Origin of the sequence: Micromonospora sp. U56, assembly GCF_018070095.1 — a bacterium.
Taxonomy (GTDB): Bacteria; Actinomycetota; Actinomycetes; order Mycobacteriales; family Micromonosporaceae; genus Micromonospora; species Micromonospora purpureochromogenes.
Window position 1 is genome coordinate 1 of the sequence record NZ_JAGPYL010000051.1, and the last position, 26,750, is coordinate 26,750.

At 73.4% G+C, this 26,750-nt stretch carries 27 protein-coding genes; 7 read left to right on the forward strand and 20 right to left on the reverse strand.

The window, feature by feature from the left end; all coding sequences use genetic code 11:
- Positions 1–33 precede the first annotated feature (33 nt).
- Entirely contained in the window at positions 34–906 is an 873-nt protein-coding gene (locus KBX37_RS18080; RefSeq protein ID WP_210777156.1) for a DedA family protein, read from the forward strand.
- A 176-nt stretch (positions 907–1,082) separates the two neighbouring features.
- Here the strand turns inward: KBX37_RS18080 and KBX37_RS18085 are convergent, their stop codons facing one another.
- The 14 genes from KBX37_RS18085 to KBX37_RS18150 all read right to left on the reverse strand — a co-directional run bounded on the left by KBX37_RS18085 (position 1,083) and on the right by KBX37_RS18150 (position 13,318).
- The gene (locus tag KBX37_RS18085; RefSeq protein ID WP_210777125.1) at positions 1,083–1,460 is read right to left on the reverse strand and encodes a helix-turn-helix transcriptional regulator; all 378 of its coding nucleotides are present in this window, start codon (positions 1,458–1,460) and stop codon (positions 1,083–1,085) included.
- Positions 1,461–1,517: 57 nt separating this feature from the next.
- The gene (pyrE, locus tag KBX37_RS18090) at positions 1,518–2,057 is read right to left on the reverse strand and encodes an orotate phosphoribosyltransferase (RefSeq protein WP_210777126.1); all 540 of its coding nucleotides are present in this window, start codon (positions 2,055–2,057) and stop codon (positions 1,518–1,520) included.
- A gap of 166 nt (positions 2,058–2,223) precedes the next feature.
- On the reverse strand, positions 2,224–3,036 hold the full coding sequence (locus KBX37_RS18095) for an SDR family oxidoreductase (RefSeq protein WP_210777127.1): 813 nt from the start codon (positions 3,034–3,036) through the stop codon (positions 2,224–2,226).
- Between the two features lie 9 nt (positions 3,037–3,045).
- Positions 3,046–3,684 (reverse strand): hypothetical protein, encoded by a 639-nt coding sequence (locus tag KBX37_RS18100; RefSeq protein ID WP_210777128.1) that lies wholly within the window; start codon positions 3,682–3,684, stop codon positions 3,046–3,048.
- 73 nt (positions 3,685–3,757) lie between these two features.
- Entirely contained in the window at positions 3,758–4,690 is a 933-nt protein-coding gene (locus KBX37_RS18105) for a hypothetical protein (RefSeq protein WP_307849109.1), read from the reverse strand.
- A gap of 87 nt (positions 4,691–4,777) precedes the next feature.
- On the reverse strand, positions 4,778–6,349 hold the full coding sequence (locus tag KBX37_RS18110; RefSeq protein ID WP_210777129.1) for a polyamine aminopropyltransferase: 1,572 nt from the start codon (positions 6,347–6,349) through the stop codon (positions 4,778–4,780).
- Positions 6,346–7,179, reverse strand: coding sequence for a hypothetical protein (locus KBX37_RS18115; RefSeq protein ID WP_247658363.1), 834 nt, complete (start codon positions 7,177–7,179; stop codon positions 6,346–6,348). Before KBX37_RS18115 ends, KBX37_RS18110 begins: the two co-directional genes overlap by 4 nt.
- Positions 7,179–7,601, reverse strand: coding sequence for a DUF350 domain-containing protein (locus KBX37_RS18120; RefSeq protein WP_210777130.1), 423 nt, complete (start codon positions 7,599–7,601; stop codon positions 7,179–7,181). Before KBX37_RS18120 ends, KBX37_RS18115 begins: the two co-directional genes overlap by 1 nt.
- A 31-nt stretch (positions 7,602–7,632) precedes the next feature.
- Positions 7,633–8,058: a DUF4247 domain-containing protein gene (locus tag KBX37_RS18125; protein ID WP_210777131.1), complete on the reverse strand. Its 426-nt coding sequence runs from the start codon at positions 8,056–8,058 to the stop codon at positions 7,633–7,635.
- Positions 8,055–8,561, reverse strand: coding sequence for a DUF2617 family protein (locus KBX37_RS18130; RefSeq protein ID WP_210777132.1), 507 nt, complete (start codon positions 8,559–8,561; stop codon positions 8,055–8,057). The genes KBX37_RS18125 and KBX37_RS18130 overlap by 4 nt, the downstream gene beginning before the upstream one ends.
- A gap of 2 nt (positions 8,562–8,563) precedes the next feature.
- Positions 8,564–9,193 (reverse strand): DUF4178 domain-containing protein, encoded by a 630-nt coding sequence (locus KBX37_RS18135; RefSeq protein WP_210777133.1) that lies wholly within the window; start codon positions 9,191–9,193, stop codon positions 8,564–8,566.
- 218 nt (positions 9,194–9,411) lie between these two features.
- The gene (locus tag KBX37_RS18140; protein ID WP_247658365.1) at positions 9,412–9,792 is read right to left on the reverse strand and encodes a hypothetical protein; all 381 of its coding nucleotides are present in this window, start codon (positions 9,790–9,792) and stop codon (positions 9,412–9,414) included.
- Positions 9,793–9,999: 207 nt separating this feature from the next.
- On the reverse strand, positions 10,000–12,591 hold the full coding sequence (gene clpB / locus KBX37_RS18145) for an ATP-dependent chaperone ClpB (protein ID WP_210777134.1): 2,592 nt from the start codon (positions 12,589–12,591) through the stop codon (positions 10,000–10,002).
- Between the two features lie 85 nt (positions 12,592–12,676).
- Positions 12,677–13,318 (reverse strand): TetR/AcrR family transcriptional regulator, encoded by a 642-nt coding sequence (locus KBX37_RS18150; RefSeq protein WP_210777135.1) that lies wholly within the window; start codon positions 13,316–13,318, stop codon positions 12,677–12,679.
- An 82-nt stretch (positions 13,319–13,400) separates the two neighbouring features.
- Between KBX37_RS18150 and KBX37_RS18155 the strand changes: the two genes are divergently transcribed.
- Positions 13,401–14,537 (forward strand): epoxide hydrolase family protein, encoded by a 1,137-nt coding sequence (locus tag KBX37_RS18155; protein ID WP_210777136.1) that lies wholly within the window; start codon positions 13,401–13,403, stop codon positions 14,535–14,537.
- 87 nt (positions 14,538–14,624) lie between these two features.
- On the opposite strand, the gene KBX37_RS18160 is transcribed toward KBX37_RS18155, so the two are convergent.
- Positions 14,625–15,722 carry a hypothetical protein gene (locus tag KBX37_RS18160; RefSeq protein WP_210777137.1) on the reverse strand — a complete coding sequence of 366 codons (1,098 nt, stop codon included), beginning with the start codon at positions 15,720–15,722 and terminating at the stop codon, positions 14,625–14,627.
- Positions 15,723–15,754: 32 nt separating this feature from the next.
- Here KBX37_RS18160 and KBX37_RS18165 point away from each other — a divergent pair, with 32 nt between their 5' ends.
- From KBX37_RS18165 to KBX37_RS18175, 3 genes are all read left to right on the forward strand, one after another.
- Positions 15,755–16,255, forward strand: coding sequence for a cation:proton antiporter regulatory subunit (locus KBX37_RS18165; protein ID WP_154940767.1), 501 nt, complete (start codon positions 15,755–15,757; stop codon positions 16,253–16,255).
- Positions 16,256–16,260: 5 nt separating this feature from the next.
- Positions 16,261–17,466: a cation:proton antiporter gene (locus tag KBX37_RS18170; RefSeq protein ID WP_210777138.1), complete on the forward strand. Its 1,206-nt coding sequence runs from the start codon at positions 16,261–16,263 to the stop codon at positions 17,464–17,466.
- Positions 17,467–17,639: 173 nt separating this feature from the next.
- Positions 17,640–18,071: a hypothetical protein gene (locus KBX37_RS18175; protein ID WP_210777139.1), complete on the forward strand. Its 432-nt coding sequence runs from the start codon at positions 17,640–17,642 to the stop codon at positions 18,069–18,071.
- A gap of 100 nt (positions 18,072–18,171) precedes the next feature.
- Here the strand turns inward: KBX37_RS18175 and KBX37_RS18180 are convergent, their stop codons facing one another.
- From KBX37_RS18180 to dnaK, 5 genes are all read right to left on the reverse strand, one after another.
- A complete protein-coding gene (locus KBX37_RS18180) occupies positions 18,172–18,381 on the reverse strand; it encodes a hypothetical protein (protein ID WP_210777140.1) in 210 nt (69 codons plus the stop codon).
- Between the two features lie 204 nt (positions 18,382–18,585).
- Positions 18,586–19,026, reverse strand: a complete 441-nt coding sequence (locus tag KBX37_RS18185; RefSeq protein WP_210777141.1) for a heat shock protein transcriptional repressor HspR — start codon at positions 19,024–19,026, stop codon at positions 18,586–18,588.
- Between the two features lie 29 nt (positions 19,027–19,055).
- A complete protein-coding gene (gene dnaJ, locus KBX37_RS18190) occupies positions 19,056–20,246 on the reverse strand; it encodes a molecular chaperone DnaJ (protein WP_210777142.1) in 1,191 nt (396 codons plus the stop codon).
- 82 nt (positions 20,247–20,328) lie between these two features.
- Complete coding sequence (gene grpE / locus KBX37_RS18195) at positions 20,329–21,078, reverse strand: nucleotide exchange factor GrpE (RefSeq protein WP_210777143.1); 750 nt, start codon at positions 21,076–21,078, stop codon at positions 20,329–20,331.
- 48 nt (positions 21,079–21,126) lie between these two features.
- Positions 21,127–22,986 (reverse strand): molecular chaperone DnaK, encoded by a 1,860-nt coding sequence (gene dnaK / locus KBX37_RS18200; RefSeq protein WP_179802551.1) that lies wholly within the window; start codon positions 22,984–22,986, stop codon positions 21,127–21,129.
- Between the two features lie 208 nt (positions 22,987–23,194).
- Here dnaK and KBX37_RS18205 point away from each other — a divergent pair, with 208 nt between their 5' ends.
- Complete coding sequence (locus tag KBX37_RS18205; protein WP_210777144.1) at positions 23,195–25,036, forward strand: GTPase domain-containing protein; 1,842 nt, start codon at positions 23,195–23,197, stop codon at positions 25,034–25,036.
- Entirely contained in the window at positions 25,033–26,715 is a 1,683-nt protein-coding gene (locus KBX37_RS18210) for a GTPase (protein ID WP_210777145.1), read from the forward strand. Before KBX37_RS18205 ends, KBX37_RS18210 begins: the two co-directional genes overlap by 4 nt.
- The last annotated feature ends 35 nt before the right edge of the window (positions 26,716–26,750 follow it).

Here is a 26,750-nt window from a genome sequence, read left to right on the forward strand (position 1 = left end):
GGGGCGGGGTGGGGTGAGGGGCAGGTAGCCTGTGTGGCCGTGGACACAGGTGAGAAGAGCCGGGTAGTCGTCGAGACGGTCGCGTTGAATCCGCTCGACCCCAAGGAGCTGTTGCAGACCTTCGGGCTGATCGGCGTCTGGATCATCCTCTTCGCCGAGACCGGCCTGCTGGTCGGCTTCTTCTTCCCAGGTGACTCGCTGCTGTTCCTGGCGGGCGTCGCGGCGTCACCGGTGGCGGACGCGATCTTCGGCGACGGCACCCGGCTCTCCCTGATCGGGCTGCTGATCGGCGGGCCGATCTGCGCGATCGTCGGCGCCCAGCTCGGGCACTGGCTCGGCTCCCGGTACGGCCGGCGGATGTTCGACCGCCCCAACTCCCGCCTCTTCAAGAAGGAGTACGTGGAGAAGGCGGAGTTCTACTTCCAGAAGTTCGGCCCGGCGAAGGCCGTGGTGCTGGCCCGGTTCATTCCGATCGTGCGGACGTTCCTCAACCCGGTGGCGGGCACGCTCGGCATGCCGGCCCGGCAGTTCTTCCTCTGGAACGTGGTCGGCGCCATCCTCTGGGTGGACGGCATCCTGCTGATCGGCTACCTGCTCGCCGAGCAGATCTACAGCGCGATCGGCGACAAGATCGACCGGTACATCCTGCCGGTGGTCGCGTTGATCATCCTGATCTCGGTGCTGCCGATCTTCTTCGAGTTCCTGCGGGACCGGAAGGCCCGCAAGCGCGGCGAGGCCGTCGCGGTGGTGGCGGCGGCCAGCGCGGCCGGTGCCGTCGACGCGGTCCGCGACACCATCGAGCACCACCTGCACCACGACCACCACGACCAGCAGCAGCAGCACCCGTACCGGCAGCAGCCGCCGCAGGGCGAGCGGCGCTACCCGGACCACGGCCAGGGCCGCTGACCCTCGCTCACGACGAACGGCCGGCCCCGGAAGGGACCGGCCGTTCGTGCCACCCCAAAAGCCGGTGGACGGATCAGCGAGCTGGCTGGTGACAGGCGGGAGTCACCACCCGATGACGCCACCCCTGGTACGTCACCGGACGTCGCCCCGGTCGGGGACGACGGGCGGACACCGGGTCAGCGGGCCTTCTTGGTGGCCCGCTTGCGCGGCGGGGTCAGCAGATCCGCGATCGTGGCGATCGCGGCCGGCACCAGCCGGTAGTAGGCCCACACACCGCGCTTCTCCCGCTCCAGCAAGCCGGCCTCGGTGAGGATACGCAGGTGGTGGCTGACCGTCGGCTGCGAGAGGCCGAGCGGCGCCGTCAGGTCACAGACGCACGCCTCCCCCTCGGGGGCCGACTGGATCAGGCTGAGCAGCCGGAGCCGGGCGGGGTCGGCAAGGGCCTTGAGGACCCCCGCCAGCCGCTCGGCATCGGCACGTTCGATCGGCTCGCCGGCAAGCGGCGAGATCTGAGGCATGGTCATTTCAGCCAACGCAGTTCCCACGTATTCCATCCTTCCACCAGCAGCATCGATCCGCCTGCATATCAGCAGATCCGAATCGGCAAATTTTTACGCCACAAGGCCGAGGTCAGCCAACGTATAGGCCGCCCGATACGGCAGTCCGGCGGCACGTACGGCGTCCCCGGCTCCTCGATCAACAATAACCGCCACACCAACGACCTCCGCCCCGGCCTCGCGCAGCGCCTCGACGGCGGTCAACACGCTGCCGCCCGTCGTCGAGGTGTCCTCCACGGCAAGTACCCGCCGACCGGCCACTTCAGGCCCCTCGATCCGCCGTTGCAGACCGTGCGCCTTTCCCGCCTTGCGAACCACGAACGCGTCCAACGGTCGATCGGTCTCCGCCGCGGCGTGCAGCATCGACACCGCGATCGGATCCGCGCCGAGGGTCAGCCCGCCGACAGCCTCATAGTCCCAGTCCGCGGTCAGCTCGTGCATCACCCGACCGACCAGCGGTGCAGCCTGGTGATGCAGCGTGACGCGGCGCAGATCGACGTACCAGTCCGCTTCGCGGCCCGAGGAGAGCACCACCCGGCCGTGGACCACAGCCAGGTCGGAAATGAATTTACGCAGGTCGTCGCGGTGCCCCATGGCGATAGAGGGTACTGCGCGAGTCTGTACGCCGGATGTGGGGTCCACCCGGGTCAGCCTCGTGGGCGACCGATGGGTGGCGATGGACGGCTACGCTGTGCGACCAGGCTGGAATCCCGTACCCTGCCGGCGCCACCGTAACGGCAGCGGCCGGGGCATCGCGGGGTCAGCCGTCCGTCGGCTCGACCCGCCCCCGGCGGTCCCGGTAGGCCATCCGCAGCAGCCGCCGCGGCGCGTGCCGCAGGCCGGCCACGGCGAGCTTGTACTTCCAGTCCGGGACGCTGATCTGCTTGCCTTTACGCAGGTCACGCAGGGCTCCGTCGACCACGTCGTCGGCCCGCAGCCACATCCAACGGGGCGTGCCGGACATGTCGATGCCGTTGCGCTCGTGGTAGCCGGTGGCGGTGTAACCGGGGCAGAGCGCCATCACCCGTACGCCGAGCGGGCGCACCGACAGGTCGACGGATTCGCTGAAGCTCGTCACCCACGCCTTGCTCGCCGGGTACGTCGAACCGGGCATCACCGGGCCGAAACCGGCGACGGAAGAGACATTTATCACTATCCCGTTTCGTCGATCCGTCATCGGACCGAGGGCGGCGAGGGTGAGCCGCATGACGGCGTGCACGTTGAGCCGCAGCAACCGCGTCTCGTCGGCGACGGTGGACCGCAGGAACGGCTGGTTGAGGCTGAGCCCGGCGTTGTTGACGAGCAGCTCGACGGGGGCGGTGGCGTCGGTCAGCCGCCGTTCCACCGCCGCGCATCCGTCGTCGGTGGACAGATCGGCGGAGAGCGTCTCCACCCGGTGACCGTGCCGGGCGGTCAGGTCGGCGGCCACCTCGGCGAGCCGGGTGGCGTCCCGGGCCACCAGCACCAGCTGCCACCCGTCGGCGGCGAGCCGGCGGGCGAACGCCTCGCCGATGCCGGCGGTGGCGCCGGTGACCAGCGCCCGTCGCTCGGTGGCCGGGGTCTCGGACGTCACGGGCGCTCCTCAGCGGGACGGCGGCGGAGCCTGCGGGGGCGGGTACGGGCCGTACGGGAGCGGCGCCGGTGGCGGGGGCGGCGTCGGCCGGGCGCGGCCGAACCAGCCGTCCGCCGCGGGCAGCGCCAGCAGCACGGCCACCACAAGGTAGCCGAGCACCTGGCCCACCGAAAGGGCCGCGTTCAACGGGATCCACCAGGACGGGTAGGCGTCGCCGAGCAGGCCCAGCAGCTCGGCGGTGCTCTGCTCGTCGGTCCGCAGCGGGCCGGCCCGCTGACCGATCAGCGCGGCCAGCCCGCAGCAGCCGCAGAGCAGCCCCAGCCCGGCGACCACCCAGGTGGCCACCCGGGCGCCCCGGCGGCCGGCGCGCAGCCCGGCGGCGAGCCCGACCAGCAGCAGGCCGACCAGGACGGTGAGCACCGACGAGAGGATCGTGGTGACCCGCAGCAGGGTGACCACGCCGTCGACGTCGTCGGGGCCCGCGGTCGTACCGGCGGCGGCCGACCGGAGCCGGTCCACCGTGCCGCCGAGGGCGAGCAGCGCCGCGACGGCGTACGCCCCGGCGGCGAGGGCCATCAGCCCGAGCACCGCCGCGGCCAGCGTGACGGCGGCGGGCCGGCGCGCCGGGGCCTGATCCGGGTACGACACGACGATTCCCTCCGGTAGGCGTCGGCTTGCAACCTACTCGGAGGGAATCGTCGGCGTCGCTCGTACTCGCCCGTCAGCTGCCGGTCGGGCGGGTCGGGTCGGACGGCGGGACGTCCCCGCCCGGCCGGTCCTGTCCCTGCGCCGGTCCACCCTGTTCCGGCTGGCCGGCCGGCGGCGCGGCGGGCGCGTCCGACGAGGGCGAGGACGGGGCCGACGGCGGCTGCCACGGCGAGGCGGCCGGCGGCTGGTCCGGCGCGGCCGGGTAGCCGGGGGCCGGCGGGTAACCGGGCTGGCCGGGGGCCGAGGGCTGGCCCGGCTGCGCGGGCGGGTAGCCCGCCGGCGGGTAGCCCGGGGTGGCCGGGTAGCCGGGGGTCGCCGGGTAGCTCGGCTGGCCGGGGTAGGCGGCGCCGGGGACCGGCGGCTCCCAGACCTGCTGCGGCTTGCGGAAGAACTCGTTCGCCTTGGGGAGCGCGAGCAGGATCAGCGCGGTCAGCAGGGCGAGCAGGGAGATCACCGCGAGCAGCGTGGTGACCGGGCCGTACCAGGACGGCAGGGCCTCCTGCAGCCGGCGCTGCACCTCCTCCGCGCTCGGGACGTCACCGTCGGTCGGCGCGCCGCCGCCGGCGGTGAGGCCACCGGCGGCGTTGCTGGCCGTGCCGAGCCCGCAGCAGCAGAACATCAGGCCGCCGAGCACCCAGGTGGTGATCCGGGTGCCGTTCACGCCCCGGTTGTTGAACAGGCCGAGCACGGCGAGCACGATGGCCAGCAGCAGCCCCACGATGGCGCCACCCAGGCTGAACGCGACGGCGAAGTCCGCCACCCCCTGCACCCCGTTGGCGGAGGTGCCGCGGTAGGCCTCGTCCATCACCTCGCGGATGGTGCCGATGGTGGTGAGCGCGATGATCAGGTTGATCACCTGGATGAGCGCGAACAGAATCAGCAGATAGCTGGAAATCGTCACCACGGCCGGCCGGACGCGGGCCGGTGTGTGCTGGGAATCGACCACGATTTTCCTTCCCCTAGATCGCGCCCACACCGTATCCACTCCGGCCCGGCCACGCGCGCACCAAATAGCCGGCGGCCGGCGACGGGGTCAGTAGCCGCGCCACTCCGCGCGGGCGTACTCCAGCACCCTGGGCTGGAGCAACGTGGACGCGGGGACGTCCAGTCGGGCCCGGTCGGCGGGGAAGGCGGCCGCCCCCCGCAGCACCGACGGGTCCAGGAAACGCAGCGGCGGCGGGTCCGCCGGCAACTCCAGCGCGGGCGGTGTCACCCCGGCGGTGGCGAGCAGGAAACCCCAGTCGCCGAAGGAGGGCACGTCCACGTGGTACGGCACGGTGGCGAAGCCGGCCTCGCGTACCGACGCCTCGATCGACCAGTACGACCGGGGCGCGAAGTACGGCGACCCGGACTGCACCACCAGCCGCCCACCGTCGGCGAGCGCCGACCGGATCAGCGCGTAGAACTCGACGGTGTAGAGCTTCGCGGTGGCGGTCTCGTCCGGGTCGGGCAGGTCGGCCACCACCACGTCGAACCGTTCCGTGGCGGTACGCAGCCAGCCGAACGCGTCGGTGTTGACCACCCGCACCCGGGGGTCGGTGAACGCGTCACCGTTGAGCCGGCGCAGCTGCGGCTCGGCGCGGGCCAGCGCCACCACCGCCGGGTCCAGGTCGACCACGGTCACCCGGCGGACGTCCGGGTAGCGCAGGATCTCCCGGACGGCGAGCCCGTCGCCGGCCCCGAGCACCAGCACCTCGCCGCGCGGGCCGCGCATGGCGGGATGCACCAGTGCCTCGTGGTAGCGGTACTCGTCGACCGAGCTGAACTGCAGGTCGCCGTTGAGGTAGAGGCGCAGGTCGGCGTCGGCGTGCCCGACCTCCCGCACCGACCGGGTGAGCACGATCTCCTGGTAGCGGCTGCGCTCGGCGTGCACCACCGGATCCCGGTAGAGCTGCTGCCGGGCGGTCAGCTCGAAGTCGGCGGCGGTGATCCAGGCGTACCCAAGGCAGAGGGCGACCACGACGGAGCCGGCGGCGAGCGCGACCCGCGCCCGGCGGCTCAGCTCCGCCCGGAACACCGTGCAGACCAGCGCGAGGCCGGCCACCGCGTTCACGGCGCCGACCACCAGCGCGCCCTTGAGCTGGCCGAAGACCGGTATCAGCAGGAACGGGAAGGCCAGCCCGCCGAGCAGCGCCCCGACGTAGTCGGCGGCGAACAGGTCGGCCACGGCGCTGCCGGCGGACTGCTCGCGGATGCGTTGCAGCATGACCATCAGCAGCGGGATCTCCGCGCCGATCAGCAGGCCGAGCACGAACGCGGTGCCGACCAGCGCCGGGCCGTAGAGGTCCAGCCAGGCGAAGGCGGCGTAGAGGCCGAGCACCGAGAGCCCGCCGAGCAGCGCCAGGGTCAGCTCGACCACGGCGAACGCGGCGGCGGCCCGGGACTGCAACGGCTTCGCGGCGAGCGCGCCGACGCCCATCGCGAATACCATCACGCCGAGCACGATCGACGCCTGCCCGACCGCGTCGCCGATCAGGTAGCTGCCGAGCGCGACCAGGGCCAGCTCGTAGACCAGGCCGCAGGCCGCGCAGACGAAGACCGCGAGCAGGACCCCCGCCCGGGCCGCCCGCCAGCGCGCTGGGGCGGCCGGCGCGTCGGTGGTCACGCCCGCTCCGGGGTACGCGTCGCCGCCGTCTCCGCCCCGGGGCGCTTCGCGGGCCCGCCTCCCCGGCGCTGCCGGCGGCGCTGCACGACTCCGACGGTGACCAGCAGGCCGGTGACCAGCAGCAGGCCACCGGCGGCGAGCAGGTAGCCCCAGCGGTCCCGCCACAGGTCGCTGCCGGGTTCGGGCAGCGGCGACGGTTCCGCCGCGGCCGGGGCCGGCGTGGCGGCCGGCTCGACCGCCCCCGCCTCCACGGCGAGCAGCGGCAGCATCACGGCGGCCCGGGTGACGGCCCAGCCCGGATCGTCGATGAAGACCTTCTCGGTGACCCCGAGCCGCCCCAGGCCGTTCGCGATGCGCAGCAGTTCCGCCGCGGAGAAGCCGCTGGATCCGTTGACGTCGACGTAGGCGTTGTCGTCGCTCTCGCTGCTCTCCGACGGGTAGTAGATCCGGACGCTGACCTGCAGCCAGCGCGGGCAGGCCGGGTTGTCCTCGACCGCCACCCCGTCGCCGAGGTTGGAGCCGACGCTGACCGGGTCGCCGTAGCCGAAGTAGTCCTTCAGCTCCCAGCCGTAGCAGACGCCCTGGCTGGCCGTGGACCGCTGGAGGATCGGCACGGTGTCGCCGCGCTCCTGGGCGGTCGGCGGCGGCACGGTGTCGGACCCGTCGTCGCCGTTGACGATCGCCCCGACGGTGCAGGCGGCGACAGTGCCCAGCAGGCCCGCCCAGATCAGGGCCTGCTTCCACACCGGAATCTCCGCGCTCTTCGCTGGGCTCTTCGCGCCGGTGGTCGCCGAGCGCCCGGCGGCGCCTGGCCGCTTCGCGGCGGTCATCAGCTGATCGCGGCGGCGATGATCGCGCCGGTGGCGAGGTGGACGACGGCGGAGACCCAGACCGCGGGGTGCGGCTCCGGGTCGACCAGGATCTCGCCGAGCCGGCCCGGGGTCGCCGCGTCGAGCAGCAGGAACGCCGCGGCCATGATGACCAGGCCCAGGATTCCGTACGCGGCGGCGCCGACCAGGCCGAGGACGAAGTCGTCGGCGCTGGCGGCGATCGCGGCGACCACGATGACGCCCACGCCGGCGAGGTTCGAGGCGAGCAGCAGCGCGGCGTTGCGGTTGCGCTCGGTCCAGATCAGCTCGTGGAGCTTGCCGGGGGTGGCCACGTCGACCAGGACGTAGCCGACGGCCATCAGGACGACGCCGACCACGCCGTAGGCGAGCGTGACCAGCAGATCGGTGACCAGGGTCTGCACAGGGGACTCCAGGGGTGTCGTTCGGGTCGGGCTACTTGCCGCTGCCGGGGCCGCCGCCCCGGACGGTGCTGCCCCGGCCCCAGCCCCAGTGGTTGCCCACCGTGGAGTGGTAGCGCGGGTAGGCGGTGCGGAGGCTTTCGAGGAGGATCACCGAGCCGGTGGCGATCGGCAGGATCACCACCGAGTCGTCGTCGTAGCGCAGGTAGACGCCGCTGCCGTCGACGTACTGGTCGGCCGGCTGCCAGGCGTTCGTCACGTCCTGCGCCACCTGGCTCGGGGTCTTGTTCGAGGTGTACGCGATCGCCTCGCCGCCGACGTCCCGACTGGTCGCCCGGGTGTACCGGTCCTCGACGTAACCGCGGGGCGAGAAGTTGCCGTAGAAGATCGCGAAGGCGGCGACCAGGGCGCCGATGACGGCGAACGCCACCCCCACCACGAACCAGCGTCGGTACGTCATCGCAGTGCCACCACCGTCTCGGTCAGGACCAGCTCGTTGGTCTGGGGATACGCGTGCCAGGTGCGCCAGCCGACCGACCCGTCCGGCGGATCGGGCCGCACGGCCAGCGCGGTGACCGCGTCCGGGTCACCGGGGAAGACCCCGACCAGCGCGTACGGGTCGTCGGTCAGTTCGGCGCGGAGCGCGGCGACGCGGGCGCGCAGTTCACCGGCGGGCGGCCGGAGCACCGTGGCGGTGAACCGGTAGCCGTTCGGTTCGTCGTGCAGCGTGCCGGGCAGGTGCGGTGGCCGACCCGGCAGGCAGGCCACCGTCTCGGTGAGCCCACCGGTCGGGGTGGGCAGGACGACCTGGTGGGAGGCGCCGAGCAGGCGCAGCCGCAGCCGGACGCCGCCGGGCAGGTCGACCTCGCGGACGGCCAGGGCCGGCAGCTCGGGGTCGCCGAGGGCCAGGCCGAGGTCGGCGGCGCTGGTGTCGACGTACGGGGTGTCGATGCGGACCAGCACGCTCAAGCCACCTTGTCCGGGCCGGCCTGCGGGTAGACCATCACCTCGGAGCGGTGCAGCGGCTCACCGAGGGCCACCTCCCAGCCGGCCTCCCCGTACGCCTCGAAGGCCAGCCGGGCCCCGCCCTGCGCCCGGTAGTCGTGGTAGCGGACGGTGCCGGTCGGGTCGAGGCCGGTGGTGCCGGTGGCCGAGTAGCGGGCCTGCCCGGACTCCTCCCACGAGTAGCGGCGGCCGGCGAAGTCCAGCGTGGGCGCGCCCGGCGTGACGGTGGCGCCCGGTTCGGCGTTCCAGAGCACCAGTTCCACGTCCGGGTCCTCCTCGACGGAGAGCCAGCGCTTGGCCCCACCGGCGTCGTCCAACAGGTGCTCGGCCCAGCTCCAGGCGCCCTCGACCAGGTGCACCGAACCACGGATCGCGTACGACACCTGCCGGATCTCGACGATGTCGCCGGGCTTGAGCTTGCGCGGGTCACCGCGGAGCGCGTCCGCGTCGGTGTCCCGGAACGGGTCGCCCGGTGCCGCCGGCCGGGTCCTCTTCCGCTGCCGGGCGAGGGCGATCACGGCGATCACCACCCCGGCGACCCCGACCAGACACCCCACCGTCGCCACCAGGTACGCCACCGAACCGTCCACCCCGACCGCCTCCCCACGCGTCGGCGGAGACGGTAACAACCCCGCGCACCTGGGGAAACACGTCCATCTTGAGTGAGCGGCCAGTCACTCAGCGTCCGGTGTGGAGGTGGGCTCCCCGCCGCCCAGGTCAGCTGCCCGGCGCGCCGGCGTCCTGAGTCATGCGGGGAAGCTACGGGGCGTCGACCGGGCGCCGCAGCCCCGTTCGGCCGGACTCCGGCCTACCGTCCGGCCAGCCTTTCGGTGGCGTACCCGGGCAGGCTGGCGTTGCCCATCACGCAGCCGGTGAAGGTGGTGAACTCGCCCTTGTCGTCGCGCAGCGACGCCCAGGCGTCCCGGGCCGCCGCCGGGTCGACCCGCTCCAGCAGGGTCGCCGCGTACGCCTTCCCGGCGGGCGAGCCGTGCCGGAGCAGCCAGTCGACCTTGTCCCGCGCCTCGTCCGGGTGCACGTGGAGGGCCTCCTCGACCCGCCGGTACGCCTCCGTCACCGGCAGCAGCGTGCCCGCGATGCCCACCCCGCCGAAGGCGAGCGTGTCCGCCCCGGCGAGCTCCTTGACGGCCGCGTCCAGCTCCCGGTCCCTGCTCTTCCCGATCCCGAACATGCCCCCATCCTTTCCCCATCCCGCCAACCCCCACCCTCCTGATCAAGAGGTTTGCGTCAGCAGGAGCGGTGACGCCGACGCAAACCTCTTGATCACCGGGGGCGGGTGCGGGGCCGGTCGGGTGCGGGGCCGGTCGGGTGCGGGGCTGGTCGGACGCGGGGACGGGCCCGCCGGGAGGCGGGCCCGTCGTCCGGGGTGCGGGGTGGGTCAGGCCGGGGCGACCGTGAGGGCGTCCTTGGTGTCGGCGAGGTGGACCCGGACGGTGTCGCCGTCGCGGATCTGCCCGGCAAGCAGGGCCCGGGCCAACTGGTCGCCGATGGCGGTCTGGACCAGGCGGCGCAGCGGGCGCGCGCCGTAGATCGGGTCGTAGCCGTGCTCGGCGAGCCACCCACGGGCGGCGTCGGTGATGTCCAGTGCCAACCGACGGTCGGCGAGACGCTTTCGCATCCGGTTCAGCTGGATGTCGACGATGGAGCGCAGGTCGTCGCCGCGCAGCGCGGCGAAGACCACGATGTCGTCGAGGCGGTTGAGGAACTCCGGCTTGAAGTGCGAGCGGACCACGGCGAGGACCCCCTCGCGGCGCTGCTCCTCGGCCAGCGTCAGGTCGCTGATCACCGACGACCCGAGGTTGGAGGTGAGAATCAGGATCGCGTTGCGGAAGTCCACCGTGCGGCCCTGGCCGTCGGTGAGCCGGCCGTCGTCGAGCACCTGGAGCAGGATGTCGAACACGTCCGGGTGGGCCTTCTCCACCTCGTCGAGCAGGATCACCGAGTACGGCCGGCGGCGCACCGCCTCGGTGAGCTGGCCGCCCTCCTCGTAGCCGATGTACCCGGGCGGGGCGCCGACCAGGCGGGCGACGGAGTGCTTCTCGCCGTACTCGCTCATGTCGATGCGGACCATGGCCCGCTCGTCGTCGAAGAGGAACTCGGCGAGCGCCTTGGCCAGCTCGGTCTTGCCGACACCGGTCGGGCCGAGGAAGAGGAAGCTGCCGGTCGGGCGGTCCGGGTCGGCGACGCCGGCCCGGGCCCGGCGGACAGCGTCGGAGACCGCGCCCACCGCCTCGGCCTGGCCGACCACCCGGGAGGCCAGCGACTCCTCCATCCGGAGCAGCTTGGCGGTCTCCCCCTCCAGCAGCCGGCCGGCGGGGATGCCGGTCCAGGAGGCGACCACCGCGGCGATGTCGTCCGCGCCGACCTCCTCCTTGAGCATGGCGCCGTCGGCCTGGAGCCGGGCCAGCTCCTCCTCGGCCTGCTTCAGCTCGGTCTTGAGCGCCGGGATACGGCCGTAGCGCAGCTCGGCGGCGCGTTCCAGCTCACCGTCGCGTTCGGCCCGCTCGGCCTCGCCGCCGAGCCGCTCCAGCTCCTCCTTGGCGGTGGACAGCTTGGTGATGTGGCTCTTCTCCGTCTGCCAGCGCTCGGACAGCGCGGTGAGCTGCTCGCGCTTGTCGGCCAACTCCTTGCGCAGCCGCTCCAGCCGCTCGGCGGAGGCGGCGTCGGGCTCCTTGGCCAGCGCCATCTCCTCGATCTCCAGCCGGCGTACGGCCCGCTCGATCTCGTCGACCTCCACCGGGCGGGAGTCGATCTCCATGCGGAGCCGGGAGGCCGACTCGTCGACCAGGTCGATCGCCTTGTCCGGCAGGAACCGGTCGGTGATGTAGCGGTCGGAGAGGGCGGCGGCGGCGACCAGCGCGGCGTCGGTGATCCGTACGCCATGGTGCACCTCGTAGCGCTCCTTGAGGCCGCGCAGGATGCCGATGGTGTCCTCGATGGTCGGCTCGCCGACCAGCACCGGCTGGAAGCGGCGCTCCAGCGCCGGGTCCTTCTCGATGTGCTCGCGGTACTCGTCCAGCGTGGTCGCGCCGACCATCCGCAGCTCGCCACGGGCCAGCATCGGCTTGAGCATGTTGCCGGCGTCCATCGAGCCCTCGCCCTTGCCGGCGCCGACGACGGTGTGCAGCTCGTCGAGGAAGGTGATGACCTGGCCGTTCGAGTTCTTGATCTCCTCGAGGACGGACTTCAGCCGCTCCTCGAACTGGCCCCGGTACTGCGCGCCGGCGACCATCGCGCCGAGGTCGAGCGAGACCAGCTTCTTGTCGCGCAGCGACTCCGGCACGTCGCCGGCGACGATCCGCTGGGCCAGCCCCTCGACGATCGCCGTCTTGCCGACGCCCGGCTCGCCGATGAGCACCGGGTTGTTCTTGGTCCGGCGGGACAGCACCTGGATCACCCGGCGGATCTCCGAGTCCCGGCCGATCACCGGGTCGATCTTGCCGTCCCGGGCGCTGGCGGTCAGGTCGACGCCGTACTTGGCGAGGGCCTGGTAGGTCTGCTCGGGGTCGGCGGTGGTGACCCGACGGTCGCCGCCCCGGACGGTCGGGAAGGCGGCCACCAGGTTCTCCTCGGTGGCCCCGACGCCCTTCAGCGCGCCGGAGACCGCGCCACCGACCCGGGCCAGGCCGGCGAGCAGGTGCTCGGTCGAGGTGTACTCGTCGCCGAGCGGCCGGGCGATCTGCTCGGCGGCGCCGATGGCGTTGACGAACTCGCGGGCCAGGGTGGGCTCGGCGATGCTGGAGCCCCGGGCGGCGGGCAGCGCGTCGACCGAGCGCTGGGCGACCCGGCGCAGTTCGGCGGGGTCGGCCCCGACAGCGCGCAGCAGGCCGGCGGCGGTCGAGCCGTCGGTGTCCAGCAGGGCCAGCAGCAGGTGCCAGGGCTCCACGGTGGCGTGACCGCGCTGGTTCGCCAGCGCGACGGCACCGGTGATGGTCTCGCGGCTCTTGGTGGTGAGGCGTTCCGTGTTCATGGGCTCCCCTGGATCGGCGTGTCCACCAGTAAGGACGAAACCAGAGTTGAGCCTATTCCGCTCAACTCCAGCTGTGTGACCCGGGTCACTCGGGTCGCCGCCACCGCCAGTCGAACTCCCCGGCGGCGGGCGGCGGCCCCGGCAGCGGGGGATCGGTGACGGCGAGGCCGGCCAGCAGCAGCGCGAGCTGCCGCCGGCGCAGCTGCCGGGTCCGCTCCGGATCGGGTACGCGGATCGCCGCGCACCCCTCCAGCAGCAGCCCGACGTCCTGCACCACCACGTCGGGCCGGAGCCGCCCGGCACCCCGCGCCCGCTCCACCAGCGTCGCGGTGAGCTCGTTGGCCCGCGCCGCGTCCCGACCCATCTCGGGCGTCGGGGTGAAGGTACCGGCCAGGTGCACGGTCAGCGAGTGCACGTCGGCATCGACGACGCGCTCCAGGAAGCCGGCGAAGGCGTGCCAGTCGTCCGGGTCGCCGGTCGCCTCCTCGGCCGCCTCGATGAACCGCCGCAGGCCGTCGTGGCAGAGCTTGCGCAGCAGGTCCTCCTTGCCGGCGTACCGCCGGTAGAGGGCGCTGATCCCCACGCCGGCGCGCTCCGCGACTGCGGCGATCGGGGCCTTCGGGTCGGCGAGGAAGACCGCGCGGGCAGCCGCCAGGATCACCGCGTCGTTGCGCGCCGCCTGTGCGCGCCTCCCGGCGAGCGGCGGGGTGTCGGTCGGGTTCGGCATGACCCGAGGATAACAGTGGAACGGATCATTCCGCTCTGCTATGGTTGAACGGAACGAAACATTCCGTTCTGAGGAGCAGCGCATGTCCGACTCCGCCATCCGCCCGTTCCGCGTCGACATCCCGCAGACCGCCCTCGACGACCTCGCCGGCCGGCTCCGCCGGGCTGTCTGGCCAGGGGAGCTCCCGGGCGTCGGCGACGCGTACGGCACGACCACCGACCGGGTCCGCGAGCTGGTGACGTACTGGCTGGAGAAGTTCGACTGGCGGGCCGTGGAGGCGCGGCTGAACGCCCACCCGCAGTTCGTCACCGCGATCGACGGCGAGGACATCCACTTCCTGCACGTCCGGTCGTCCCGCACCGACGCCACCCCGCTCGTGCTCACCCACGGCTGGCCGGGCTCGGTGGTGGAGTACCTGGACGTGATCGGCCCGCTCACCGAGCCCACCGACCCCACGGCGCCGGCGTTCCATCTGGTCATCCCGTCGCTGCCAGGCTTCGGCTTCTCCGGGCCGACCCGTAGCGCCGGCTGGAACCGGTACCGCACCGCGCGGGCGTGGGCGGAGCTGATGGCCCGGCTCGGCTACGACCGCTACGGCGCGGCCGGCAACGACGCCGGCTCGATGATCTCGCCGGAGATCGGTCGCATCGAACCCGAGCACGTGCTCGGCGTCCACGTCACCCAGCTCTTCTCGTTCCCCTCCGGGGACCCGAGCGAGTTCCAGGGGCTCTCCGAGGCCGACCAGGCGGCGCTCGCGCACCTGACGTGGTTCTTCGAGAACAAGTTCTCCTTCAACCAGGTGCAGAGCCAGCAGCCGCAGACCCTGGCGTTCGCGCTGGCCGATTCGCCGGTCGGCCTGCTCGCCTGGAACGGTCAGCTCTTCGACCGGAGCCTGGACCCCGACTTCGTGCTCGCCAACGTGGCGATCTACTGGTTCACCGGCACGGCGGCCTCGTCGATGCGGTTCTACTGGGAGGACGCGCACACCACCGAGCACCCGACCGGGCCGACGACCACCCCGACCGGGCTGGCGATGTTCCCGGGCGACTTCCAGTCGATCCGCCGCTTCGCCGAGCGGGACCACGGGAACATCGTGCGCTGGACGGCGTACCAGGCCGACGTGGCGGGGCGCGGCGACGTGGGCGGGCACTACGCCGCGCACGAGGCGACCGACGTGCTGGTCGCCGACCTCCGGGAGTTCTTCGCCGCGCTCCGCTGAGCCGGCGGCAGGCGTGCGCCCGGTCGGGATCCCCGGCCAGGCCGCGTCGTCCGCTCGCCGGGCCACCCGGTGCGGAACGCTCGCCCGTCAGTCGCCCTCGACGGTCACCCGCACCCACCGCCGGTCCGTGCCGACTCCGGTGCCCAGCACCACGTCCGTCGACCCACGGGCGAAGGCGGTGCCGTCGCCGAGGGTGGTCAGGTAGTGCTCCGGGCCGACCGGCCAGGCGACCGGGGTGTACCGGCCGTCGATCACCGCGCCGGCGCCGTACGGGCCGGTCACCGCGACCCGGCCGGCGCCGACCGGGGCGACCGACACGATCCGGGAGGGGTAGGACTGCGCCGGGACGGACTCCCACCGCCCCTGCCACCGCCAGAGCGCCGGGAAGTCCATCCGGTCCGGGCGCTCACCCACCAGCCAGACCTGACTGTCCGGGGCGACCTCCGCCCGCAGGACGGCAACCGTGCCGGCGGGCGCCGGCACCGGGGTCCGCTGCCACCTCCGACCCCGGTCCGTGGAGACCGCCGCGTACGCGCCCTCGTCGCCCACCCCCGCCGCCACCAGCAGGTCGGCGGAGGACGCGACGGTGTTCAGACCCGGCACGGGCGGCTGGACGGTCAGTGGGCGCAGCGCCGCGCCGTCCCACTCGCCCACCCGACCGGTCGCCTCGATCACCTGGAACCGCCCCTGCGCGGCCCGCCAGGCGGGCGGCTCCCCGTCGGTCCGCACGAAGCTCGCACCGCCGTCAGTCGAGGTGTACCAGCCGTGCGGCTCGGCCAGCAGCGTCACCAGTCCCGGCGCGGTGTAGAGCTGCTGGTTGTCGGCCACCGGGCGCGGGTGGCGCACCGTCAGCCAGGAGCGGCCACCGTCCAGCGTGGAGAAGAGCAGCGCCGGGCAGTTCCGGTCCGGCGGGCGGCCGTCGCAGCTGGCGAAGAGCGCCCAGCCGTGCGCGGCGTCGGAGAACTCCACGAACGGGTCGTCGTACCGCTGGGCGACGGCGACCCGGCCGGCGCGTACCTCATCGAAGCCGGCGGACGGCGGCGGTGACGGCACGGGCGCGACCGTCGGCAACGGCGCGGCGGACCGGGACGGCGGATCGCGGCGGATGTCCCCGATCGCCGAGCACGCCACCAGCGCCGGGACGGCCAGCAGGGCGACCACCGGGCGGAGCCCTCGATCGATCATGGGCGCCTCCTCGGCAGGGTAGCCTTGCCCGGGTGCGAGTACGTGTCGAACAGACTGCCCTACCGGGAATCGGCGTGCGTCACGACCTGGTCACGGAATCCGGTCGCCGGCTGGGAGTCGTCTCCCACCGCAACGGCCGCCGTGACCTCGTCCTGTACGACCCGGACGATCCGGACGCCTGCCAGGCGGACATCCCGCTCACCGACGACGAGGCGGAGGCGCTCGCCGACATCCTCGGCGCGTCGCTGATGCTCGGCCAGCTCTCCGGCCTGCGCGAGCAGGCGGCCGGGCTGCTCACCGAGCAGATCGCCATCCCGGCGGGCTCGAAGTACGTCAACAAGCGGCTGGGCGACACCAAGGCACGCACCCGCACCGGCGCCTCGATCGTGGCGGTGCTCCGCCAGGGCGAGGTGAACGTCTCGCCCGATCCCACCTTCCGCTTCGCGGCCGGTGACGTGGTGGTCGTGGTCGGTACCCGCCAGGGTCTCGACGGAGTGACCGCCATCCTCGCCGACAGTGACCCGGACGGCTGAGGCGGATGCACGAAACCACCACACTGCTCGTCGAGGTCGGCGCGCTGCTGCTGCTCCTCGGACTCCTGGGCCGGCTCAGCCGGCGGTTCGGGGTCTCCCCGATCCCCCTCTACCTCCTCGCCGGCCTGGGCTTCGGCCACGGCGGCCTGCTGCCGCTCAACGCCAGCGAGGAGTTCTTCGCCGTCGGCGCGGAGATCGGCGTCATCCTGCTGCTGGTCATGCTCGGCCTGGAGTACAGCGCCAACGAACTGGTCGGCAACCTGCGCTCCGCCGCGCCGGCCGGGCTGATCGACGCGTTGCTCAACGCGCTGCCCGGCTTCGCGTTCGCGCTGCTGCTCGGCTGGGGCTGGGTGGCCGCCGTGGTGCTCGGCGGCATCACCTGGATCTCGTCCTCCGGCGTGATCGCCAAGGTCCTCGGCGACCTGGGCCGGGTCGGTAACCGGGAGACCCCGGTGATCCTCTCCGTGCTGGTCATCGAGGACCTGGCCATGGCGCTCTACCTGCCGCTGGTCACCGCGCTGCTGGCCGGCGTCGGGCTGGTCAAGGGCGGCATCGCCCTCGGCATCGCGGTGCTCACCGTGGTCGTCGTCCTGGTGGTGGCCATCCGGTACGGCCACCTCATCTCCTCGGCGCTGTCCGCCAAGGACCCGGAGGCGCTGCTGCTCGGCGTCCTCGGGCTGACCCTGCTGGTCGCCGGCGCCGCGGCCAAGCTCCAGGTGTCGGCGGCGGTGGGCGCGTTCCTGGTCGGCATCGCGCTCTCCGGGCCGGTGGCGCACCACGCGACCCAGCTGCTCTCCCCGCTGCGGGACCTCTTCGCGGCGGTCTTCTTCGTCTTCTTCGGCCTGGTCACCGACCCCCGGGACATGCCGCCGGTGCTGCTGCCGGCGCTCGCCCTGGCCGTGGTGACCATGGGGACGAAGCTGCTCACCGGCTACCTGGCGGCCCGCCGGGCGGGCATCGCCGAGCCCGGTCGCTGGCGGGCCGGCTTCGCGCTGATGCCGCGCGGTGAGTTTTCCATCGTCATCGCCGGACTGGCCGTCGCCGCCGGCACCGTCGAGCCCAGGCTGGCGGCGCTCGCCACGGCATACGTGCTGATCACGGTGGTGACCGGGCCGATGCTGGCGCGGCTGCCCGACATGGGCTGGTTCAAGGTCTGGCTGCGGCGGCGGGCCACGATCCGCCGGCCCGAACCGGTGCCGACCACCGACTGAGCGTGCCCCGGCCGGGTCGGCCGTACGGCTGACCCGGCCGGTCCGCCCGTTGTCGAATTGCTCCCGACAAGCTCTTCCGCCAGCCCGCCGGCGACGGTTACCGTTCTGCCCCAACGAGCCAGGGGTCCGCGGGTGGCCGGGTGCGCCCCGCGGGCGTAAGCGGAAGGTTGCCGGTGAGCGTGCAGGATCCGACGTTTCACGGCTTTGCCAACCCCGTCGACCCGTCGCCGACGGAGTTGCGGGCGTGGGCCTACCACCCGGACTCGGTGCCGCTGGCCTCGATGCCGCCCGACTGGGACCTGCTGGTCGCCGGCGACCACCTGGTGCTCACCCTCTTCGACCTGGCGATGGACCCGGCCTGCCCGGCCCGCCGGTTCGCGCTGCACTGCCTCTACATCTACGCGGCGGACGGCATCCGGACGAACTTCCGCGCCCACCCGAAGCGCCGCTTCCGCAAGCTGGTCGAGCAGGCCGAGCGGGAGGGCGACGAGCTGATGCGCAACTGGGCGCACAACAGCCGGGTGCTGCTGGCCCGGCAGGATCTCTTCGTCTACCACGACTGGTGCGAGGGCGGCCTGGTCCGGGAGAACCGCCGGATCGGCTGACACCCGCGGCCGGCGCGACGCCGGCCCGTGCCCACTTCTCCTCGACGAGGCGAACGGGCCGGGACCCCCCGTGGGTCCCGGCCCGCACGTCGGCGGATCGTCAGCGTTCCGATCCACCCTGCTTTCGGCGTCTCGCTTCGACGCGCCCCTGGTCGATGCCGTGGTCGACCTGGTCGCTGAACCGGCCGTTCTTGATCTCGTCGCTGAAGTGACCCTTGGTCACCCGGTCGAACCCCTGCCGAACGTTCTCGGCCACCTTGTCGAGCCGGCCCTCCGTCTGCTGGGCAACCTTCTTCGCCGATTCCGCCATGGCTCCCCCTGCCATCGGAGTCCGGATTGAGTTGGTTGGACCTGGTTCTGAGGCTAACCCAACCGGTCCGACCCACGCCGGAGAAACGCGAACTGGCAGCGGTGAAACGCCCGGCGCCGGTCAGCGGTCCCGCGCCCGGGTCGCGCGAGGGACCCGGACCGGGGCGGGGACGGCCGCGCCCGGCCATCGGCCGGGCCCGGAGGTTCAGCGGTCCGGTGTACGGCGGGGACGCCAGACGACCAACGCCGTCGACGTGCGGTTGGTGGGCACCAGGTCGCCGCGCGGGAAACCGCCCAGCGACTCCAGCTCGGCGATCCGCCGGTACGCGGCGTCCAGCTCGGCCTCCAGCCGGGCCACCCGCTGCTGCGCCTGCTCCAACAGCTGCTCCAGGCCGATGATCCGCTTCACGCCGGCCAGGTTGATGCCGTCGTCCTGGCTGAGCCGCTGCACCTCGCGCAGCAGGACCACGTCGCGGACGCTGTAGCGACGCCCACCGCCGGCCGCCCGGCCGGCCTGCACCAGGCCCAGCCGGTCGTACTGGCGCAGGGTCTGGGGGTGCATTCCCGCCATCCGCGCCGCGACCGAGATCATCAGCACCTTGGCCTCGTAGGCAGGGTCACCCGAACCGACGAAATCGCCCGACATCCCGCTCACCTCCGCACCCGATCCACCGGTCAACCGACCCGACGCACCCGCGCGTCGAGATGTTCCCGAGCCGCCGGCGGAGTCTGCTCGGCGAACGACTCCAGCGTCGCCCGCGCCTCGTCCGACACCACCGCCGGCACCACCACGTCCAGCGTGACCAGCAGGTCACCGGCCCGACCGTCGCGCCGCACCACGCCCTTGCCCCGGGCGCGCAGCACCCGCCCGGACGGCGTACCCGGCGGCACCCGCAGGGTCACCGCGCCGTCGAGGGTGGGGACCCGCAGGTCGGTGCCGAGCACCGCCTCGGCGAAGGTGATCGGCACGGTCAGGGTGAGATCGTCCCCGGTACGCCCGAACAGCTCGTCCGGGCGGACCTTGACCTGCACGAACAGGTCACCGGCCGGGCCGCCCCGCTCACCCGGCTCGCCGCGCCCGGCCAGCCTGATCCGCTGGCCGTCGGCCACCCCGGCGGGGAAGCGGACGTTCAGCGTGCGGGTCTTGGTCACCCCGCCGGTGCCCTGGCACTCCGGGCACTTCTCCTCGACGACGGTGCCCACGCCCTGGCAGGTGCGGCACGGCTCGGAGAAGCTGAACGACCCCTGGTTGCGGGTGGTCACCCCGGCGCCGTGGCAGACCGGGCAGGCCTTCGGCCGGGTGCCCGGCTTCGCGCCGTCGCCGTGGCAGGTATCGCAGACTCCCGGCGCGCGCAGCGTCAGCGGGACGGTCACCCCGCGTACCGCGTCGTCGAAGTCGAGCGCCACCTCGGTCTCCACGTCCCGGCCGCGGGCCGGGCCGCGGGGACGCGCCGGGCCACCGGCCCCGCCACCGCCCGAGAAGATCGAGCTGAACAGGTCGGTGAAGCCACCCCCGCCGAACCGGGTGTCGGCGCCACCGGCGCCACCGCCGCCGAAGAGGTCGGAGACGTCGAACGGCACCCCGCCGGGCTGCCCGGCCCCCCGGGCGCCGCGCCGGAACGCGCCCGAGCCGAACAGCGATCGCAGCTCGTCGTACTCGCGGCGCTTGGCCTCGTCGCCGAGCACCGCGTACGCCTCGGAGACGGTCTTGAACCGCTCCTCGGCCTTCGGGTCGCCCGGGTTGTGGTCCGGGTGCGACTCCCGCGCCAGCTTCCGGTACGCCTTCTTGATCTCGTCCGAGGAGGCGGACTTCTGCACGCCGAGCGCGGCGTAGTAGTCCTTCTCGATCCAGTCCTTGGAACTCACCGGTCCACCCCCTTCCGCCTGATGTGGCCCGGCCGCCCCACCCGCCGTCGTACGGCGGGCGGGGCGACCGGATGGTTGCGCACTATTCCGGGTCGGCGACCGCGACCAGCGCGGGCCGCAGCAGCCGCTCCCCGAGCTGGTAGCCCCGACGCATCACCTGGACGCAGGTCGGCTCGTCCACGTCGGCCGAGGTCTGGTGCGCGACCGCCTCGTGCCGGGTCGGGTCGAACGGGTCGCCCTGCTCCCCGAACGGGGTCAGCCCGAACTTGCCCAGCGCGGTGGTGAGCTGCTCGGCCACCGTGCCGAACGGCCCGACCAGGTCGCCGTGCTCGCGGGCCCGGTCCAGGTCGTCCAGGATCGGCAGCAGCGCGGCGAGCACCGAGCCGGTCGCCTGCTCCTGGACCAGACCGCGGTCGCGGTCCACCCGCTTGCGGTAGTTGGCGTACTCCGCCGACACCCGCTGCAGGTCCCGGGTCCGCTCGTCGAGCTCGGCCCGGAGGGCCTCCAGCTCGGCGCCGAGCGGGGCAGCCACCGCGCCGCCGTCGACCGGCTGCGCGGGGGCGTCCACCACGGGCGGACCGGCCGGGGCCGGACCCTCGACCGTCTCGACCTCGATCTCGTCGACCACGACCTCGGCCTCCTCCACCAGGCCCTCGGCCGGGACGTCCGACCCGGCGTCGGCGGCGGCGGGCGCCTCCTCGGTCTTGCCGATCTTGCGGTTGTTGCGGATGACGACCCGCGGCCCGTCGCCGGCGGCCTGCTCGGCGGGCGCGGAGCCACCCGGCACCGACCCGGTGGCTCCCGGGTCGGCGGCTCGTGGCTTCTCCGTCATGCGACTACCTCGTCTTCTCTACCGTGAGTCCGGACCGGGGACGGACCGTCACTTCTTGTCCTCGTCCACGATCTCCGCGTCGACCACGTCGTCAGCGCCACCGGCCTGCGGACCGCCGGCGGCACCGGCACCCGCGCCCGGGCCGGCCGCGCCCGGCTGCTCACCCTGCTCGGCCTGCTGCGAGTAGAGCAGCGAACCGGCCTGCTGGGAGACCTGCGCCAGCCGCTCGTGCGCCGCCTTGATCTTCTCGATGTCCTGGCCGCCGAGCGCACCGCGCAGCTCGCCGAGGGCCTCGTTGATCTGGTCACGGTTCTCGCTGGGCAGCTTGTCGCCGCTCTCGGCGAGGAACTTCTCGGTCTGCCACTGGAGCGCCTCGGCCACGTTGCGGGTCTCGGCGTCGTCGCGACGGCGCTTGTCCTCCTCCGCGTGCTCCTCGGCGTCCCGGCGCATCCGCTCGATGTCGTCCTTCGGCAGCGAGGAGCCGCCGGTGATCGTCATCTTCTGTTCCTTGCCGGTGCCGAGGTCCTTGGCGTGGACGTTCACGATGCCGTTGGCGTCGATGTCGAAGGCGACCTCGATCTGCGGCACACCGCGCGGCGCCGGCGGGAGGCCGGTCAGCTCGAAGGTGCCGAGCTTCTTGTTGTAGGCCGCGATCTCCCGCTCACCCTGGAACACCTGGATCAGCACCGACGGCTGGTTGTCGTCCGCCGTGGTGAAGACCTCGGAGCGCTTGGTCGGGATGGTGGTGTTGCGCTCGATCAGCTTGGTGAAGATGCCGCCCTTGGTCTCGATGCCCAGGCTCAGCGGGGTCACGTCGAGCAGCAGGACGTCCTTGACCTCACCCTTGAGCACACCGGCCTGCAGGGCGGCGCCGACGGCGACGACCTCGTCCGGGTTGACGCCCTTGTTCGGGTCGCGGCCGGTGAGCTGCTTGACCAGGTCGGTCACGGCGGGCATCCGGGTCGAACCGCCGACGAGGATCACGTGCTCGACGTCGGAGATCTTGATCCCGGCGTCCTTCACGGCCTGCTCGAACGGGCCCTTGCAGCGGTCCAGCAGGTCCTGCGTCATCCGCTGGAACTCGGCGCGGCTGAGCGTCACGTCCAGGTGCAGCGGGCCGGCGGAGCCGGCGGTGATGTACGGCAGGTTGATGTTGGTGGTGGTGGCGGCGGACAGCTCGATCTTGGCCTTCTCGGCCGCCTCACGGAGCCGCTGCAGGGCCATCTTGTCCTGGCCCAGGTCGATGCCGTGCTCGCCACGGAAGGTCTTCACCAGGTGGTCGATGATGCGCTGGTCCCAGTCGTCGCCACCGAGGTGGTTGTCACCGCTGGTCGACTTGACCTCGATGACGCCCTCGGCCAGCTCCAGCAGCGACACGTCGAAGGTGCCGCCACCGAGGTCGAAGACCAGGACGGTCTGCTCCTTGGAGCCCTTGTCCAGCCCGTACGCCAGGGCGGCCGCGGTCGGCTCGTTGACGATCCGCAGCACGTTGAAGCCGGCGATCTCACCGGCCTCCTTGGTGGCCTGGCGCTGACCGTCGTTGAAGTAGGCGGGGACGGTGATCACCGCGTCGGTGATCTGCTCGCCCAGGTACGCCTCGGCGTCCCGCTTGAGCTTCATCAGCGTCCGCGCCGAGATCTCCTGCGGGGTGTACTTCTTGCCGTCGATGTCGACGGACCAGTTGGTGCCGATCTCCCGCTTGACCGACCGGATGGTCCGGTCGGGGTTGGTCACCGCCTGGCGCTTCGCGACCTCACCGACGAGCACCTCGCCGTTGCGGGCGAACGCGACGATCGACGGGGTCGTCCGCGAGCCCTCAGCGTTGGCGATGACGGTGGGCTCACCGCCCTCGAGAACGCTGACGCAGGAGTTCGTCGTGCCGAGGTCGATACCGACCGCACGTGCCATCTTCGCTTCCTCGCTTCGTAACGTTGAGGCAGGTCACGGGCCTGCCTGGCGGGCCGCCCGCAGCGACCGCACCACAAGTTGAGTGAACTTGACTCAATAGTGCCACGCCGCCGGCAATCCGCAAGTCGGGGTTGAGCCGACCCGACGCAACCCGACCGTTATTACCGTCCGGTTGTCTTCCCTTGCATCGGTCGGGCACGCTTTAGCGGTGACGACGAAAGGCGATCCCGCCACCCGGTCCGGCGCGCCCCCCGTCGCCGCCCGCACCGGGTCGCCGGACGCCGCCGAGGCTGCCCCCGGCACCACCGCCGACGGCCTCCCGGCCGCGCTGACCGGGCTGCGGGCCGCGATCGACGCCGCCCGCTTCCCGCTGACCCTGCCGTCGGCCGAGCCGGCCCGGCGTACCGCCTCGGCCCTGGCCGACCAGCTCGACGACTACCTGCTGCCCCGGCTGGCCCGGCTGGACGCGCCGCTGCTCGTGGTGGTCGGCGGCTCCACCGGCGCCGGCAAGTCGACCCTGGTCAACAGCCTGGTGCAGGCCCGGGTGAGCGCCGCCGGGGTGCTCCGCCCGACCACCCGCTCCCCGGTGCTGGTCTGCAACCCGGCCGACTCCGCCTGGTTCCGCCAGGGCGAGCTGCTGCCCGGCCTCACCCGCACCACCCAGCCGAGCGAGGACCCGCGCTCCCTGCACCTGGTCACCGCGCCCGCGCTCCCCGCCGGGCTGGCCTTCCTCGACGCCCCCGACATCGACTCGGTGGTCGACGCCAACCGGGCCCTCGCCGGCCAACTGCTGGCCGCCGCCGACCTCTGGCTCTTCGTCACCACCGCCGCCCGGTACGCCGACGCCGTCCCCTGGGAGCTGCTGCGCAGCGCCCGGGCCCGGGGCGCGGCCATCGCCATGGTGCTCGACCGGGTGCCTCCGGAGGCCGCCGACGAGATCGCCGCCCACCTGTCGGAGATGCTCGCCGCGCAGGATCTCGGCGCCGCGCCGCTGTTCGTCCTGCCCGAGACGTGGGTGGACGGCCAGGGCCTGCTGCCGAACAAGGTCACCGCGCCGCTGAGCGCCTGGTTCTCCCGGCTGGCCGCCGACGCCGAGGCCCGGGCCGCGGTGGTCCGGCAGACGCTGGACGGCGCGCTCGCCTCGCTGCACCCGACCGTCGAGGCGCTGGCCGAGGCGGCCGACGAGCAGGTCGCCGCCGCCGACGCGCTCGACGAGCGGGTCCGGGCCGCGTACCGGGGTGCGCACCGCACGGTGGAGGAGGGGCTCAAGGACGGCCGACTCCTCCGCGGCGAGGTGCTGGCCCGGTGGCAGGAGTTCGTCGGCACCGGCGAGTTCTTCCGGACGCTGGAGGCGCGGATCGGCCGGCTGCGCGACCGGGTGGTCGCCGCGATGACCGGACGCCCCGCCACGCACGCCACCGAGCTGCGCAACGCCATCGAGTCCCAACTGGTCACCCTGCTGCGCGGGGTCTCCTCCGAGGCGGCCGAGCACGCGTACACCGCCTGGAAGGCGCACCCGGCCGGGGCGGCGCTGCTCGAACCCGGGCTGGCCCACCCCTCCGACGACCTCTCGGAGCGGGCCGAGCGCCTGGTCCGGGACTGGCAGCGCGGGGTGCTGGAGCTGGTCAAGGCCGAGGGGGGCGACCGGCGGTTCGTGGCCCGCACCGCCGCGTACGCGGTCAACGCCACCGGCCTCGCCGTCATGATCGCCGTCTTCGCCTCGACCGCGTTCATCCCGACCGGCCTGGAGGTCGCGACCGGGGCCGGCACCACCGTCGCCGCGCAGACCGTGCTCCAGGCGATCTTCGGCGACCAGGCCGTGCGTACCCTCGCCAACAAGGCCCGGGCCGACCTGCTGGACCGGGTCCGGGCGCTGCTGGACGAGGAGGCGGCGCGCTACCTGACGCGCACCGACGAGGCCCGGCGCGGCGCGGACGCCGGGGCCGAGCTGCACCGGGCCGCGTCCCGGGTCGAAGTGGCCCGGCACCGCAGCGGCCTGGCCGACGGCGACGGCCGCGGCCTGCCCGCCCCGGGCGGTGACCGCCGATGACGGGCATCGTCGGCCGGATGCGCGAGGCGTTCCGGGGCGAGCAGCGGGTGGACGCCGACGACCTGGTGGCCCGTCTCGACGCGGTACGCCGCTTCCTGGCCGCCGTGGACGGCCAGGTGCCGGACTCCCGCCTGGTCACCGCGCACACCCTGGTCGAGCGGGCCGGCACCCGGCTGGCACTCTCCCGCGACCACACCGTGGTGGCGCTCGCCGGCGCCACCGGCAGCGGCAAGTCCAGCCTGTTCAACGCGCTGGCCCGGCTGGACCTCTCCCCGGTCGGCGTGCGCCGCCCCACCACCGGCGTGGCGCACGCCTGCGTCTGGGGCCCGCTCGACGGGGCCGGCCGGCTGCTCGACTGGGTCGGCGTGCTGCCCCGGCACCGGTTCGTCCGGGAGAGCGCGCTGGACGCCGACGACGAGACCGGCCTGCACGGGCTGGTCCTGCTCGACCTGCCCGACTTCGACTCGGTGCAGCGGTCCCACCGGCTGGAGGTGGACCGGCTGCTCGGCCTGGTCGACCTGGTGGTCTGGGTGGTCGACCCGCAGAAGTACGCCGACCGGGTGATCCACACCAGCTACCTGCGCGAGTTCCACCGGCACCGGGACGTGACCCTGGTCGTGCTCAACCAGGCCGACCGGCTGTCCGCGACCGAGCTGCCCCGGGTCCTCGACGACCTGCGCCGGCTGCTCGACGCCGACGGGCTGGACGGCGTGCCGCTGCTGGCCACCACGGCGGTCGACCAGGCCGGCATGACCGGGCTGCGGGAGGCGCTCGAACGGGCCGTCACCGAGCGCCAGGCGTCCCTGCGCCGGCTCTCCGGCGACGTGGACGCCGTCGTGGCGGGGCTGGGTGAGCTGGTGGTCACGGACGTCCCCCGCGACGCCCCCGACGAGGACGCGGTCCGCTCGCTGGACCGGGCCCTGGCCGGCGCGGCCGGGGTGCCGGCGGTGGCCGACGCCGTCCAGGGGGCGTACCGGCACCGGGCCGGCGGCACGACCGGCTGGCCGGTCGTTCGGGGCTGGCGTCGGCTGCGACCGGATCCGCTGCGCCGGCTGCACCTGCCCGGCCCGGCCGCCAAGGCCGACCAGCCGGCGGAGAGCCTGGTCGCCGCGACCTCGGTGCCCGACCCGACCGCCGCCCAGCGGTCCGCCCTCGGGCTGGCCATCCGCGCGGTCGCCGACCGGTCCGGGGCCCATCTGCCCGCACCCTGGCCGGACGCGGTCACCACCGCCGCCCGGTCCCGCCTCGACGATCTGCCGGACGCGCTGGACCGGGCGATCGCCGGCACCGACCTGGGCATGGACCGCCGGCCCCTCTGGTGGCGGCTCGTCGGTGGCGTCCAGTGGCTGGTCACCCTGGCCGCGCTGGCCGGGCTCGGCTGGCTGCTGCTCGGCTACGCGCTGCGCGCGCTCGGGCTGCCCGCCCTGGAGTACCCGCGGGTGGGTGAGGTGCCGCTGCCGACCCTGCTGCTGCTCGGCGGCCTGCTCGCCGGGCTGCTGGTGGCCGCGGTGACCCGGCCGGTGATCCGCTGGGCGGCCCGGCGGGCCCGGCAACGGGCCGAGAAGCGCCTCAGCGCCGCGGTGGCCGAGGTCGGCGACACGTACGTCCTCAGCCCGGTACGGGCCGTCCTAGACCGGTACGGGCAGGCCAGGGACGCGCTGCGCGACGCGGCCCGGTGAGGCCCGCCCTCGGCACGGGTGTCCCCGCGGCCGTC